This window comes from Methylibium sp., from assembly GCF_013817365.1.
Classification (GTDB): Bacteria; Pseudomonadota; Gammaproteobacteria; order Burkholderiales; family Burkholderiaceae_C; genus Methylibium.
In genome coordinates this window covers 1-14664 of the sequence record NZ_JACDCU010000048.1, presented here as the reverse complement: position 1 = coordinate 14664, position 14664 = coordinate 1, and the positions used below count along the sequence as shown (strand labels likewise).

Here is a 14664-nt window from a genome sequence, read left to right as displayed (position 1 = left end):
CCGAATCCGCTCTCTCGGTCCTCGCGCTGACTCGCCGCTGCAGTTCCATGACTTCGGTTTCGGTCAAGTTCATCGCACCCTCCGCAGGCGCAATGATACTTCCTATTTGAACGTTACAGTTCACTAGCACCCTCGGGAGTTGGAAGACACGCATCACCGCATCGTCGGCTTCCTGTGGGCGCGCACCGGCAAGGTCCTTTCCTTCGCGATGCGGCGCGATGGCGAAAGCATCGAAGTGCAGGGCCGCTATGTGCTCGCGGTCGACGACGGCAATGCCTACCTCGCGGCCGGCTTGGCGGGCCTGGGCATTCTTTGGCTGCCGCATTACATGGCCGAGGCGCACTTGGCGCGCGGCGAGCTTGTGCCGCTGTTCAAGGGCTGGCGCTTGGATCCCATGCCGCTCTACGTCGCGTTCCCGCCGAACCGGCATGTCAGCGCCAGACTGCGCGTGTTCATCGATTGGGTGGCCGAGCTGATGGCACAGCATGCGCCGATCGCTGCCCAGCGTGGCCCGTGACGTCCCGAATCCGCAGACGCCTGCGGGAGGCCCATTGCGAAAGTGCGAATGGCGCGTGGAAGCCTCGCGTGGGCCGCCCGCACTTTCAGCGCCGTCCCGACCGCCGACTCTTCGGCTGCAACTCGTCCAGCTCGGCAAGCTGCTGATTCAGCAGCACCGGCAGGGAACGCGCGTACTCCACGGGCAGGTGCAGGCAACGGGTGGCGGGCTGGTCGTCACGCGCCGGACGCGGCAGCACCTGCGCATCGATGTCGATTTCGATCGAACCCTTGCCGTGTTTCATCGACTCGAGGCGCTCTACTTCGATGTCGTAGGGCTTCACGCGCGATCTCCTGCAAATTGGCGACGCAGGTTTGTCAGGCTGTACCTACCTGCCGTACGTGTGCTACCCGTGACGCGAGAAGCCGTAAGCAGCTTGAGTGACTGCCTTCGAAAAACGGGGCCGCCTCACAAACGCAGGCATAGACGTACACTGCATGCGCTGAATGCGAGATGAGGAAATGAAGATGGCCATGCTGACCGTACGCAATATTGCCGACGAGGTGCATCGGGCGCTGCGGGTGCGGGCCGCCCGGCACGGGCACAGCATGGAGGCGGAGGTGCGCGAGATTCTGGAGTCCGCCGTCAGCCCGCAGGGGCGGGTGAAGTTGGGCTCGCTGTTGGCCGGCATGGGCCGGCAGGCCAAGCTTACCGATGAGGAGTTCGCCGTCTTCGAGCATGTGCGCGACAAGACGCCCGCCCGCCCGCTGAGCCTCGGATGATCCTGCTCGACACCAACGTGGTGTCGGAGCCGCTGCGCGCGGCGCCCGACACCCGCGTCATCGAGTGGATCGACGCCCAGGCGCTTGAAACGCTCTTTCTGTCGGCCATCACGGTGGCCGAGTTGCGTGCCGGCGTGGCGCTGCTGCCTGCCGGCAGAAGGCGATCGGTCCTGCAACAGAACCTGGAGAAACGGGTGCTGCCGCTCTTCGCAGGCCGCGTGCTGCCCTTCGATCTGGCCTGCACCCGCGCTTATGCAGACCTGATGGGCAAGGCGCGGGCAGCGGGGCTGGCCGTTGCCACCGCCGATGGCTACATCGCAGCCATTGCCGCCGCCAACGGCTTTGCGGTGGCCACCCGGGACACCGGCCCCTTCGAGGCCGCCGGCGCGGCCGTGATCGACCCGTGGCACGTATGACGGCCTCGCTCCAGCGCTTGACGTCGATGCGTCGCCATGCGACAGCACGCCGCCCCCGTCGAACGGGGTTCAGGAGCTTGTTCTTCGCGCCAAGCGCTCAGGGCTCGCCGGTCTGGATCTCCACGTGGCTGCGTACATGCCAGCGCACGCGCACAGGCTGTTGCGCGTCGGCGATGGTCTCGGAGTTCACGTCCTTGCCGCTGCCGTAATTGATCTGTCGGTCGGGGCGCTTGTTGAGGCCGACCACCAGCACGAGGCGGCTGCCCGCCTCGAGCTTGGCCGCGGTCACCCGCTCGGCGGTGAACGCCAGCAACTGGCGCTCGCCCGCCCTGAGAAGCCGGCGCTTGTCGCGGTGGCCGGCGTAGCTGGCACGAAAGTCGTACGGCTCGAACAGGAGCTGGTACTCGCCGCTCGCCGTCTGCTCGTACAGCGAGACGTTCAGGTCCACGTCCTGCCGCGAGGGCGTGATGTCGAACTCGCCGCGCAGGCTGCCGTCGATCTCGGTGTCCTTCTGCAGCGGATCGCTGACGAAGCGGATGCTGTTGCGCGTCGGCAGTTGCTTCGCGCGCAGCGCGTCCGGCCACGGGATGTGGGCGTCACTGCGGTCGGCCAGATCGACCGAGAGTCGCGCCTTGCCATCGCCAACGGACGGCGTCGGTGACGGCAACAGGCGGTGCGGGCCGTCGCGGTGGCGGGTGTCGAGGTACAGGCGCAGCCGGGGACGATCCGGCGAGTCCAGGGTCGGCGCGTGGCGCCACCGGTCGGCGCCCATCACCTGGTAGTTGACGCGGTCCTGCAGTAGCGCGGGCTTCTTCGCGCCCTTGAAGACGTGGTCGAACCATTGCAAGCGCAGCTCGGGCAGGTCGACGCGGGCGACGGGGTCGAGCGTGTAGCCGCGCAGCGTCGCCGCCGTGCCGAGCCGGATCGAGGCCGTGTCCCAGGGGCCGAGCAGCAGCGTCGTGTCGGCCTGCGGTCGGTTGCGAAGATGCTCGCGGTGGTAGTAGAGCGCACCGGCCTCGGCGCCGTAGTAGCCGGCGATGTCGAGCACCGGGATGTCGATCTGCGCGAACTGCTTCGCCGACGGCAGGAACTTCTGCCAGTAGCGGTCGTGGCTGGGGTGCGTCAGCCAGGTTCGCACCAGCTTGCTGCGCTTGCCCAGCAGGACGCGGTCTATGTCCCAGTAGGGGCCGCCTTGGCGGTACCAGCGCGCCTCGAGTGCGCGCCACTTCGCGTCGGTGTCGGCTTCGGTATGAGCGAGCGTCGGCTCGGCCATCGCGTGCTCCTGCGCCCAGCGGACGAATGCGTTGCGATAGATCTGTCCGGCCATCGGGAAGTCGATGCCCGGCGCCATCGGCTGGGTCGTGGCGATGGCCTTGAGCGCCGCCGGTTTCCTGCGCGCGGCGGCCCAGGCGGCGTAGCCGGAGTAGCCGTCGCCGAGCATGCCGACGCGGCCGTCGCTCCACGGCTGCCGGGCGATCCAGTCGATGACGGCCGCGGCGTCTTCGCCGTCGTGTACGAAGGGCCACGCGTCGCCCTTGCCGTCGGGCGTGCGCCCTCGAACGTAGGCGGTGATGCCGACGTAGCCCTTGAAGGCGCTGCGCTGCGCGTCGTCCTCGGCGGGGTCGAGCGTGAAGCGCAGCAGCGTCGGCAGGGGGCCCTTCGCGGCTTTGCCGCCGCCGGGCCGGACCACGCTCGCATGGATAACGACCCCCGCACGCACGGGGATCCGGACGTCGGCCTCCGCCACGTAGCGGCGGCGGTTCTCCGCCGCGATCAGCTCGGGCAGCAGCGCGTTGAAACTGCGACGCGATTCGTACGCGAGCCAGGTGCGCACCAGGGCCACGGCGTCGGCCTGCGGGAGGCTGCCCTTCTGGCGCCAGCGATCGAAGGCCTGCCGCAGCGGCTCGCGGAACACCGGCGGCGGTATGGCGAGCCGCGCCATGATGGCCGCGGCTTGCGCGTTGTCGAGCGGCGGCACCAGTTCCTGGAACGAGCGCGTGTACGCCTTGGCAAAGCCCGCGCGCTCGTTCGCTTCGATCGCGCGCGCATGCGCGTAGATGCCGTCGATGATCGCGCGCTCCGCCAAGGCGTCGAACGGCTTGCCCTGTTGGCGGCGCCGCAGCAACCGGCTGCTGTCGTAAGCCGCGGCGTAGGCGCCACTGACGATCTGCAGAGCGGTCAGGTTGGCCAGGTAGCCATCGGTGTCGTCATCCTGGTAGACCGGCACGATGCGCTGCGCCAGATCGCGCATCGCGTCCGCCGCAGCGACATCGTCGGGGTCGCGCGGTGCCTGGAAGCCAAAATCCAGCGCTCGCGCCCAGACCGGCAGCGCGAGCATCAGCAGCACGAGGGCGCGACGTGCGGGAGCGCTCATGGATGCTTCGCCCGGCGGCGCTCCGGCGCCTTGACCAGATGCACCACCTGCGTGAACAGCCGGTCGTGCGCCTCTCCGGCCGAGCCGATGTGCACGATGCCCGTGTGCGCGAGTTGGCCCTTGAGCACGTCGATGATGCGTGCCAGCGTGTCGTCGTCGAAGGCACCGAAGGCCTCGTCCATTACCAGCCAGGGCGGGCTCTGCAGCACCACGCGGGCGAAGCCCAGCAAGAGCTGCTCGTCGATGCCGAGCTCCCGCTCCCAGCGGCGCGTCTCGTTCAGCATGGGCTCCAGGCGCTGCAGGCCCACGCTCGCCAGCGCCGCCGCCATGGCTTCCCGCGGATAGCAGGGCGACGCCATTCCATAGCACAGCACGTCGGCCAGCGTGCCGCGGGGAAGGTAGGGCGTGCCGCGCGGCATGTAATGGATCGTTTGGCCGCGGGGGCGACGCACTGTGCCGGAGCCCCAGGGCCACAGGCCCGCGAGCGCCCGGAACAGCAAGGTCTTCTCGGTGCCCGGCGCGCCGAGGATCAGCAGGCGCTGACCGGCTTGCACGACCAGGTCGGAGGCGTCTAGCCGATCGCGGCCGGCCCACACGCGCACCTTGAGCGCTTCGATCGCGAGGGTGCCCGGTTCGCTCTCGACATAGGCGATGCGGCTGCCACGCTGCGCGGCTTCCAGATCGGACGCCAGCACCTGGCGCAGGCCGACGACGCGCAGCAGCGTGGCGCGCCAGTCGGCGATGAGGCTGAAGTTGTCGATGAACCAGCGCAGCGACGACTGCGCCTGCGTGAAGGCAGCGGCGGCCATCATCAGGCCGCCGAACGAAACCTTCCCCGAGAAGTACAGCGGTGCGGCCACCAGGATCGGCGCGATGAGCGTGACCCACCCGAAGCCCGCGGTGACCCAGGTCAGGTTGGTCAGCCCGAGGACCACGCGCGATGTGGCGTGCAAGACGTCGCCGAGAGTCGATGCCACCCGGCGCTTCTCGTCGGCCTCGCCGCCGGCCAGCGAGATGCCGTCGAGATGCTCGTTGATGCGGGTCAGCGAGAAGCGCAGTTCACCTTCGCGCGCGTAACGCTCTGCATTGCGCCCGATCAGGCTTTTGCCGACCCAGTAACTCATCAGCGAGCCGGCGCCCGCGTAGAGGATCGCCGCCCACAGCATGAAACCCGGCAAGGCATGGTCGCGACCCTGGAAGAAGATGGTGAAGTCCTTGGAGATGACCCACAGCACGCCCGAGAAGCTGCCGAACAGGACCAAAGCCTGCAGCAGGCCCACGCCCAGGTCGGCCGACAGATTGCACAGCTTCAGCGTGTCTTCGTGCATCCGCTGATCCGGCTGGGCGCCCATGGGCCCGCTGCCCGCGAGCCAGAACGCCCGGCGCGGTTGCAGCCAGAGTCCCACGAGGTCGGTGACCAGGGCCTCGCGCAGCTTGAGCTGCAATGTTTCGACCAGCCACCGCTGCCCGACGTTCAGGACCAGCAGGGCGCCCGCGATCACCGCGAACACGCCGAGCTGCACGATGAACTCGCTCAGGTCGCGACGCGAGATCGCGTCGTAGAACGGCTGGTTCCAGCGGTTCAGCGCGAGCTGCCCATACGCCGTGAACGCAATGACCACAACGATGGCGCCCACCAGCGCGGCCAGCGTCTTCGCCACAGTGGACGCTCGCCAGGCGCCGAGCAACACGCCAACCTGGTGGGCGACGCCGGTCTTCACGACCAGCTCGGTCCGGCGCGACGGCTGTGCGCTCATCCCTGATGCTGCGACCCGAAGGCTGCAGCGGCGATGCGGCGCGCCGAAGCACACGAAACGAACGCGGCGTAGCTCCAGGCCAGGTGCTTCGCAGAGGTTTGCGCGCCGCTGCGCTGATCGAACTGCTCCGACAGATCGCCGCTGGCCGGCGTGTACGCGCGCACGGTGGCGAGGTAGGCGTCGCCGCGCTCGAACCAGTGGCCAGGATCACGACCCCGCGCGCCGCCCAGCGCCGCGGCGCGGAAGCAGAACTCGGCGGCGCCGAGCGTGGAGAAGTAGTAGGCGCCGCCCGAGTAGTACACGTCGCCGGCGTACCGGCCCATCGCCGGGCCGCGGCCTTTGGTACGGCCGTGGTTGATCGGATAGGCCGCGTCGAACAGCGCGTCGAGCCGTGCCAGCGTGGCCTGCATGCGCGGATCGGCCACGCTGTGCGCGGCAGGCATGCACGAATCAAGCATGCCGTGCGTGGCCTCGGGGGCCAGGCTGTGGATCGCCGACAGGATCACCGCGATGTCCAGCGCTTTCGGGCTAAGCCGGTCGTCCGCCAGCACCCGTGAACGGTAGTAGCCGGGCGTCGCGTCGCGTCCGTCGACCCAGTAGTCGTCGAGCAGGCTCAGCACGGCCTGCGACTCCTCGCGGCAGCGCTGCGCCTGTGCGGTGTCGCCCAGGCCTTGCAGCCATGCCGCGCCTTCGGCCAGCGCGGCGGCCGAGACGCGCAGCGTGTAGTAGTGGTGGCCGCTTTCCTCTTCCCAGATGTCGTAAGACGGCTCGCGCCAGTGACGCAGCGTGAAGTCGAGGTCGAAGCGGATCAGGGCGCTGACGTCTGCCAGCAAGGGCGCATCGAGCTGCCCGACAGCCGCCCAGCGCAACAGCGCCAGCGCGCGCAGCGGCGGCCCGTCGTGCTGGGGGCGCGCCCATCGGGAGACATCGAGCGTGCCGTCGGGGTTCACGCGCGTCTCGGCGACGACGGCATCGCCGTGGCCGCTCGCGAGGTCGCTTTCGTCGCGCAGGAACTGCAGGAAGTCGGGAGCCACGCGCGCGCGACGGCCGGGCACCGCGGCATCGATGCGGCCGTCGAGTTGGTTCAATGCCAGACTGAAGCGGGTGAAGTCGCGCAGATGCTGCAGGGCCTCAATGCCGACGCGTCGCTCGAGGTGGAGCAAGCGCAATGCATCGATGACGACGGCGGAATCGCGGAACCAATGGAAGAAGTAGTCCGGGTCCGGGTCCCAGTCGCCGAGGACCGTCGAGGCGACGATGGCGCCGGCGACCGGCCTCACGGTCTGGCCGAAGCCGGGTCGGTGCTTGACGATCGCCACCGGCGAAATGGCTGCGAGCATCGCGCTGGCCGAATGGCGCAGTTGCCCTTCGAGCCAGGACTCGAACGCCGGGTCTTGCGGGCTCGTCACGCGGTCAGTCACGCTCTTGGTCACGCTCTTGGTCACGATGCTGGCGAAGCGAGATGCGGACTGCTGAAGTCCAGCGCGCGCAGCCCGACCTGCACTTCGGGCACGCTCATGAACAGCTTCCACAGCAGGCCCGTGCGATGGTTCTCCATCATGACGACGATGGGGCCCTGGTCGATGGCGAGAAAGGTCTGCGCGAACCAGCCGTGCCGTTCGCTGAACGCATCGACGAAGCCGTAGTCCTTCCATACACGCTCGCCGTGCACGCTGAGTAAATGCCGCAGCACCTTCATCACCTCGGCGGGCGCGTACGGCAGGCTGGCCAGCGCCGCCGTCGGCGAGAGGGTGCCGTTGTCTGTATCCGGGGCGTGCGCGAGGTAGCCGTCGGGGTCGTCGCTTGCGGTCAGGCCCCAGCACGACTCGCCATAGCCCTTGTGGCCATGCGGATTGGCGATGCAGTGCGCGCGGTTGATCTGCACGTGGCGGCAGTTGAGATCCCAGTAGTCGGCGTAGCGGTCCTTCAGGCCGTGCGGATCGAGGCCCAGGAACGAGTAGTGCGTGAAGAACAGCGGGCCGCCGTACGGCATGCCAAGCGGCAGCTCGATGCCGTGGTACGACCGGCTGTTGACGAAGCCTTGCCCCGCCGCGAAGCCGCGGTGATAGACCTCGGGCCGGGTGGCATGGCGCGGCGCGGCCACGGCCAGCAGGTAGGTGATGAGGCATTCGTTCCAGCCGCGCACTTCGTGGTTCATCGCCCAGCCGTTGTTCGGGCTCCAGTGCCAGTACAGGACGTCGCGTCCGCCCCGCGTGAACCAGTCCCATTCGACGTCGCGCCACAGCGTGTCGATGTCGCCGCGCACGCGGCGCGCCTCGGCCGTGTCCTCGCTGAAGTACTGGCGCGCGCACAGCAGGCCCATGACGAGGAACGAGGTCTCGACCAGATCGGCCGCGTCGTCCTCGCGGCTCATCGGAATCGTCGCGCCGCTCGTGCCGTCGATGAAGTGCGCAAAGGCGCCGTGGTAGCGGGTCGCGCGAAACAGTATGTCCTGCATCCGGCGCAGCCGTTCGAGCGCGGCTTCGCGCGTGACCCAGCCGCGCTCCACGGCGACGATCAACGCCATGATGCCGAAGCCCGAGCCGCCGATGGCCACCTTGCCGTCGGGCGGGCCGCAGGCAGTGCGGCGGTCGAGCGCCATGCCGCTGACGGCATCCGCGCCGTCCCAGAAATAGCGGAAGGTCTGACGCTGCACGGCATCGATCAAGGCGTCATCGGGCAGCGCCGCGAGTGCCTCGGGGTCCCGGTCGTCCTTCGGCAATTGCGACAAGAGTGCTCCTTTCGTTGTCTGGGGGTGGCACGTGGGGGCTTCACCCAATCGTGCAGGGGCAGCATGCCATCATGAAATCCCCTTGGGTTTTGTCTTGGAGTTTCCCGTGAATCGCATCGACACCCTCATGGCCCGGATGACGCTGTCCGAAAAGCTGGGCCAGCTGACGATGACCGCCTCCGGCTACACGGTCACCGGCCCGGTGATCGCGGGCGACTCCACGCAGTCGATCATCGACGGCACGATCGGCAATCTGCTGAACATGGTGGGTGCGGGGCCTGCGCACGAGATGCAGCGACTGGCCGTCGAGCAGTCGCGGCTCGGCATTCCGCTGCTGATCGGGCTGGATATCGTCCACGGCCATCGCACGCTCTTTCCGATCCCGCTCGCGGAGGCCGGCATCTTCGACGAGGCCGTCTGGGAGCGCACGGCGCGCGAGGCTGCGCGCGAAGGCGCGGCCGACGGCCTGGCGATGACCTTCGCGCCGATGCTCGACGTGTCGCGCGATCCCCGTTGGGGCCGCACCGCGGAAGGCCCGGGCGAAGACCCCTGGCTCAACGGGCGCATCGCGCAGGCCAAGGTGCGCGGTTTCCAGGGCAGCGATCTGTCGTCGGCCGAATCGCTGGCCGCCTGCGCGAAGCACTTTGTCGCGTACAGCCCGGTCACCGCCGGGCGGGAGTACGCCGCGGTCGATATCTCCGAGCGCACGCTGCGCGAAGTGCACTTGCCGGGTTTCGTGGCGGCGATCGAAGCCGGGGTAGCCACGCTGATGCCCGCCTTCACCGACCTCAACGGCGTGCCAATGACCGCTCACGTCCCCTTGCTGCGCGACTGGCTGCGCGGCGAGATGGGCTTCGACGGCGTCATCGTCAGCGACTACAACGCGATCGCGGAGCTGATCGAGCACGGCGTCGCGGCCGATCTCGTCGATGCCGCGGTGCTGGCCCTGAAGGCCGGCGTCGACATCGACATGATGGCCGACGCGTATCGCAAGGGCCTGCCGGTCGCGCTCGAGCAGGGCCGGGTGACGATCGACGAAATCGATGCGTGCGTGCGCCGCGTGTTGCGGCTCAAGGAGCAGCTCGGTCTGTTCGACGATCCCTACCGCCGCGGCGCGACCCCTGAGCCCGCGGCGGTCATCGCCGAGCGGCATGCGCTGGCGCGCGACGTCGCGCGCAAGGTCATCGTCATGCTGAAGAACGAGCGTGACACCCTGCCCTTGCCGGCGACGGCGAAGGCGCCAGGCGCGCTCGCCGTGATCGGCCCGCTGGCCGACGCGAGCACCGAGATGAAGGGCCCCTGGTGGGGCGCGGGCGAACACGAGCCGGCCGTGAGCGTGCTGGCCGGCCTGCGCGCCGCGCTGCCGCAGACCGACATACGGCATGCCCCCGGCGTCGCCATCGACAGCGCCGACGACAGCGGCATCGAAGCCGCCGTCGCGCTGTGCGATGGGGCCGACGCCGTGCTGCTGTGCCTGGGCGAGCGCGCCACGATGAGCGGCGAGGCGGCGAGCCGCGCCACGCCCGCGCTTCCCGGCAGGCAGCAGGCTCTGGCCGAGGCGGTGACGGCCCGTGCGCAGGCGCTCGGCATCCCCGTCGTCGCGATCCTGTTCTCGGGCCGACCGCTCGTCGTGCCATGGCTCGCCGAACACGCCGACGCGCTGCTGGCGGCGTGGTTCCTCGGCGTCGAAGCCGGCCACGCGATCGCCGACGTGCTGACCGGCCGGGTGTCGCCGAGCGGTCGCACGCCGATGAGCTGGCCGCGCGCCGTCGGGCAAGTGCCGATCTGGTTTGGCCAGCGCCCCACCGGCCGGCCGATGAATCCCGCCGACTACTACACGAGCAAGTACCAAGACGTCGACAACACGCCGCTGTATGCCTTCGGCCACGGCTTGACGTACGGCCGCTTCCGCTACGACGAATTGCATGTCGAGCCGCGGCGCGTGCGCGAGCAGGGCACGCTGACGATCAGCGTGACACTGCGCAACGAGGGCGCGCGCGAGGCCGAAGAGACCGTCTTCCTGTTCGTTCGCGCCAAGGTCAGCCTCGTTACCCGACCGCTGCTGGAGCTCAAGGGCTACGCGAAGCTGCGATTGATGCCGGGCGTTGCCGGCTCGGTGAAGCTGAAACTGCCGGCGACCGAGCTGCGCTATCTCGGGCCGGATCTGCAGCCCCTGTTCGAGGCGGGCGAGGTCGATGTCTTCGTCGGCCCGAGTGCCGAGCCAACAGGCTTGCTGCAGCAGACCATCGAGTTGTGTTGAAACCCTGGGAATCCAGGTGGCAGCAGCTTGGCGCAGGGGCTCGAACGTACCCGACGTTTTCAGTGAACGTCAGGCTCCGACGCTTTGGTGCGGTCAGCATTGCATCGCCACGATCAGCAATGCAGCGTGTCCGGCCGGTCGACTTCGTCCGTCGTACTCGCGGTATCGGCCAGATACCGGATCGCGGTGCACAGGCGCCGGTGACATCAACGTCGGGTGTGTGGCGCACTGCAGACATCCACTGACGCGGCTGGTGCCGCCCCGCGTCGTCGGTTGGCTCAACGTCTGCTGCTGAGCCCAGCGAACTCACATGAATCGAATCCCGCACCCGACGACGCTCGTCATCCGGGAGCGCCCCGGTGGCTGAAGCGCAAGAAGGCACTTTTCAGGCCCTGGGCGAGCGCATCCGGGCCAGCAATTCCGTCAACGCGGCAGGGTCTACCGGCTTGACCAGATGGGCGTCGAACCCGGCCTCGCTGGACATTCGCCGGTCTTCCTCCTGGCCCCATCCCGTCAAAGCCACCAGCATCATGTCCTTGCCCCAGGGCTGCTGGCGGATCATGCGGGCAGCCTCAAAGCCATTGAGTTTGGGCAAGCCGATGTCGAGCAACACCACGTCGGGGCGGAAGCTCTCCGCTGCCTGCACCGCTTCCAGTCCGTCGTGCGCAAAGCGCGTTTCGTGCCCGGTGAGCTCCAGCAGCTCGGCCAGCGATGTGGCTGCATCCTGGTTGTCGTCCACGACAAGGATACGGCGACGCTGCGCCGGCTCAACCGTGACCGGTTCGGGCAAGAGCTGGTCGGGCACGTCCGCCAGCAACGGCAAACGAACAATGAACTCGCTGCCCTGCTTAATGCCGGCACTGCGTACCTGCACCGTGCCGCCGTGCATTTCCGCCAAGTTCTTGACCAGCGTCAGGCCGATGCCCAAGCCGCCCCGGGACCGCTCCAGCGACGTATCGATCTGGGTGAACATCTCGAAGATCCGGGGAAATTGCTCCGCCGCAAGGCCAACCCCGCTGTCGAGTACCCGTATGACGGCGGCGTCGCCGTCGCGCTCGAGCACAAGGGCGATGCGACCTCCCTTGTCGGTGAACTTGCAGGCGTTGTTGAGCAAGTTGCCGATAACCTGGGCCATCCGGGTCGGGTCGGCGTTCAGGTACACGGGCTGCACCGGCACCGAAACCGTCAACGCGTGCTCCATCAGCTTGCAAAACGGCCGGGCGGCCTCGACCGCGTGTTGAATGGCGGATGCCAGGTCGACCCGAACCTTGCGCAGTTCGATGTTGCCCCGGCTGATGCGGCTCACGTCGAGCAGGTCGTCCACCAGGCGAACCATCTGGCCGATCTGCCGCTCCATCATCGCGGAGGCCGATTGCACGGCCGTGTTGTCGCCCGCCTTGAGCCGCATCATGTACAGGGCGTTGCGGATGGGGGCCAGGGGATTGCGAAGCTCATGGGCCAGCATCGCGAGGAACTCGTTTTTGCGGCGGTCGGCGTCGGTCAGTTCACTGGCGAACCGGGCCAGCGCTTCGTCGGCCTCCTTGCGCGCGGTGATATCGCTTGCGGTGCCCAACCATTCGACGATGTCGCCCTTCGCATCCAGCAAAGGGATGGCACGCGAGGAGGTCCAGCCCAGCGTGCCATCGACGCGGCGAACGCGGTGCTCGAGTGCGAACGGGCTCTTGGACCGAATGGCTTCGCCAATCGCCTCCAGCACCCGCGGCTGGTCGTCCTGGTGAATGTATTCCTCGATCCAGCCGCGACGTGGCTCTTCCGTATCGACGATGAATTCGCGGCCATCCAGATGGCGCATCTCGCTCCAGTCCGGGCTCATGCGGTAGACCGCGTCGGAGCTGGCGGTCACGAATGCGCGCAATCGCGCCTCGCTCTCGCGCAACGACAAATTGGCCTCGTGGCGAACCCGGGCCATCTGCAATTGCGCCCCGACGCGAGCCAGCAACTCCCGCGCATTGAAGGGCTTGACCAAGTAGTCGTCCGCGCCGGTCTCGATGCCCTCGACCCGGCTTTCCTCACCGGCGCGCGCCGACAGCAGGATCACCGGCACGCTGCTCGTGGCCGGGTCGGCCCGCAGTTGCGCCAGCAGGCCAAGGCCATCCAGGTGCGGCATCATCACGTCCGCCAGCACCAGGTTAGGCGGGTTGCTGCGCACCGCGTCCAGTGCCGCCTCGCCGTCGGGCACGGTCTGGACGGCGTACCGCTCGCTCAAAAGACGGGACACATAGGCGCGCATGTCTGCGTTGTCGTCCGCCAGAAGAATCCGGGGTCGTGCGACTGAAGATGCCGAGCCCGGCAGCGGGGCGTCATGCGGCGCAGGTTCATCATCTTCTGCAGGAAGCCAGCGCAGCGCTTGCATCACGTGGTGGCCCGCCGGCAGCGCGCTGGGGACGGCAATGCCGCCCGGCGCCAAGTGGTCGGCCGGCAGATGACTGCTACCCTTGGGGATCGTCACGACGAAGGTGCTCCCCTGCTCGAGGACACTCTCGACCGCCACTGTGCCGCCGTGCTGCCTGACCAGTTCCTGGACCAGGGCCAGCCCGATGCCCGTGCCTTCGTGTGTTCGGGCGCGGACCCCTTGGACACGGTGAAAGCGTTCGAAGATGTGCGGCAACTGCGCCGCGGCGATGCCGGCGCCGGTGTCACGCACTGACATTCGCACGGCGTGCCCGGCGTCCTCGAGCGTGACGGTGATCTCTCCTTCGAGAGTGAACTTGAAGGCGTTGGAAATGAGGTTCAGGACGACCTTCTCCCACATGTCTCGATCCACGTAGACCGGGTCGGACAGCGGCGGGCAGTCTACCACCAACCGCATGCCGGCCTTCTCGACGGCGGACTGGAACACGCTGGCCAGCTCGCTGGTCACGGCGGCCAGGTCTGTCGCTTGGTAAGACGCCCGCAGGCGGTTTGCCTCGACGAGGGAGAAGTCGAGCAGGGTATTGACCAGCTTCTGCAGCCGCAACGCGTTGCGGTGGACTACGCCGATCTGCTCGTGCGCGCCGCGCGGCAAGATGCCGTGCTGCATCGCCAGCAGTTCTTCCGCCGGTCCGAGCAGCAAGGTCAGGGTGTGCGGAACTCGTGGCTTACATTGCTGAAGAAGTCCGTCTTCGCCCGGTTCAGCGTGGCCAGCGCCTCGGCCCGTTTGATTTCTTCCTCATGGGCGCGGGCGTTGGCCACTGCGGAGGTGACCGCCACCCCCAACAGCTCATAAAAACCACGGTACTTGTCGTCCAGCGACAGCCGCGGGCTGATCCCAGCGACGATGACGGCCACCGGGAGGTCCATGCCCGGCGGTGTGACCGGCAGCAGCAGCGCTGACTGCACCGCTTCGGGATAGGCCGTGCAGCAAACCGCACCGAAGCGCTGCTGCAGGTCATCGACCTGTAGCGCCGTGCCCGACAGCGCCACTTCGCCCAGTGGCCACGACGACCCGCCCGACGCGTGCAGGTCCACAACCAGAGGGCAGGCGACGCTCGCGGCGGCCAGCCCGGTCGGCGCGACCAGGCGGGCCTGCTGGGCCGCGCGGTCGAGCAAGTAAATGAGGACGAAGGGAAGGTCGAGCTGGTAGGGCGCCAGTGACTGGCTGCTGAGGGCAATCGCTTCTTCGATCGACTTCGCCCTGCCCGCATGGGCGGCCAGGTCGCGCAGCGTGTGCGTGCGGCGCTCGCCCAGCACTTTGGCGGTCATCTCGATCACCGGATGGAAAAGCCCGCCGATGTGCCCGCCCTCGCTGCGGATGGGGCTGAACGAGAGCGTGAAAAAGCACTCTTCGTTGTACCCGTGGCGTTCCAGGAAGATGTGCTGATCTTCCAGGAACGCAGTGTCGCCGGCGA

9 protein-coding genes and 2 pseudogenes are annotated in these 14664 nt (G+C 68.1%); 4 read left to right on the top strand and 7 right to left on the bottom strand.

Features of this window, described 5'->3' with window-relative positions; all coding sequences use genetic code 11:
- Positions 1 to 127 precede the first annotated feature (127 nt).
- A pseudogene (locus H0W38_RS05210) lies at positions 128 to 517 on the top strand (LysR substrate-binding domain-containing protein); the annotation flags it as partial.
- 85 nt (positions 518 to 602) lie between these two features.
- On the opposite strand, the gene H0W38_RS05205 reads toward H0W38_RS05210, so the two are convergent.
- A complete protein-coding gene (locus H0W38_RS05205) occupies positions 603 to 839 on the bottom strand; it encodes a hypothetical protein (RefSeq protein WP_292451872.1) in 237 nt (78 codons plus the stop codon).
- A gap of 184 nt (positions 840 to 1023) precedes the next feature.
- On the opposite strand from H0W38_RS05205, the gene H0W38_RS05200 reads away from it, so the two are divergent.
- Positions 1024 to 1278 (top strand): plasmid stabilization protein, encoded by a 255-nt coding sequence (locus H0W38_RS05200; protein ID WP_292451869.1) that lies wholly within the window; start codon positions 1024 to 1026, stop codon positions 1276 to 1278.
- Positions 1275 to 1694 (top strand): type II toxin-antitoxin system VapC family toxin, encoded by a 420-nt coding sequence (locus H0W38_RS05195; RefSeq protein WP_292451865.1) that lies wholly within the window; start codon positions 1275 to 1277, stop codon positions 1692 to 1694. Before H0W38_RS05200 ends, H0W38_RS05195 begins: the two co-directional genes overlap by 4 nt.
- A gap of 97 nt (positions 1695 to 1791) precedes the next feature.
- On the opposite strand, the gene H0W38_RS05190 is transcribed toward H0W38_RS05195, so the two are convergent.
- The 4 genes from H0W38_RS05190 to H0W38_RS05175 are packed head-to-tail and all read right to left on the bottom strand — an operon-like array spanning position 1792 to position 8556.
- Positions 1792 to 4068: a CocE/NonD family hydrolase gene (locus H0W38_RS05190; protein WP_292451862.1), complete on the bottom strand. Its 2277-nt coding sequence runs from the start codon at positions 4066 to 4068 to the stop codon at positions 1792 to 1794.
- Complete coding sequence (locus H0W38_RS05185; protein WP_292451859.1) at positions 4065 to 5825, bottom strand: ABC transporter ATP-binding protein/permease; 1761 nt, start codon at positions 5823 to 5825, stop codon at positions 4065 to 4067. The genes H0W38_RS05190 and H0W38_RS05185 overlap by 4 nt, the downstream gene beginning before the upstream one ends.
- Positions 5822 to 7270, bottom strand: coding sequence for a glycoside hydrolase family 15 protein (locus H0W38_RS05180; protein ID WP_292451856.1), 1449 nt, complete (start codon positions 7268 to 7270; stop codon positions 5822 to 5824). Before H0W38_RS05180 ends, H0W38_RS05185 begins: the two co-directional genes overlap by 4 nt.
- On the bottom strand, positions 7267 to 8556 hold the full coding sequence (locus H0W38_RS05175; protein ID WP_292451853.1) for a glucoamylase family protein: 1290 nt from the start codon (positions 8554 to 8556) through the stop codon (positions 7267 to 7269). The genes H0W38_RS05180 and H0W38_RS05175 overlap by 4 nt, the downstream gene beginning before the upstream one ends.
- Before the next feature lie 106 nt (positions 8557 to 8662).
- Here H0W38_RS05175 and H0W38_RS05170 point away from each other — a divergent pair, with 106 nt between their 5' ends.
- On the top strand, positions 8663 to 10816 hold the full coding sequence (locus H0W38_RS05170; RefSeq protein ID WP_292451850.1) for a glycoside hydrolase family 3 N-terminal domain-containing protein: 2154 nt from the start codon (positions 8663 to 8665) through the stop codon (positions 10814 to 10816).
- Between the two features lie 385 nt (positions 10817 to 11201).
- Here H0W38_RS05170 and H0W38_RS05165 read toward each other — a convergent pair whose 3' ends face one another.
- Together H0W38_RS05165 and H0W38_RS05160 are read right to left on the bottom strand one after the other, a co-directional pair.
- A complete protein-coding gene (locus H0W38_RS05165) occupies positions 11202 to 13889 on the bottom strand; it encodes an ATP-binding protein (protein ID WP_292451847.1) in 2688 nt (895 codons plus the stop codon).
- A 2-nt stretch (positions 13890 to 13891) separates the two neighbouring features.
- Positions 13892 to 14664, bottom strand: a pseudogene (locus H0W38_RS05160) (diguanylate cyclase); the annotation flags it as partial.

Coding starts and splice junctions, on each gene's coding strand:
- H0W38_RS05200 (WP_292451869.1), top strand. CDS start 1,024: ATGGCCATGCTGACCGTACGCAATATTGCCGACGAGGTGCATCGGGCG.
- H0W38_RS05195 (WP_292451865.1), top strand. CDS start 1,275: ATGATCCTGCTCGACACCAACGTGGTGTCGGAGCCGCTGCGCGCGGCG.
- H0W38_RS05190 (WP_292451862.1), bottom strand. CDS start 4,068: ATGAGCGCTCCCGCACGTCGCGCCCTCGTGCTGCTGATGCTCGCGCTG.
- H0W38_RS05185 (WP_292451859.1), bottom strand. CDS start 5,825: ATGAGCGCACAGCCGTCGCGCCGGACCGAGCTGGTCGTGAAGACCGGC.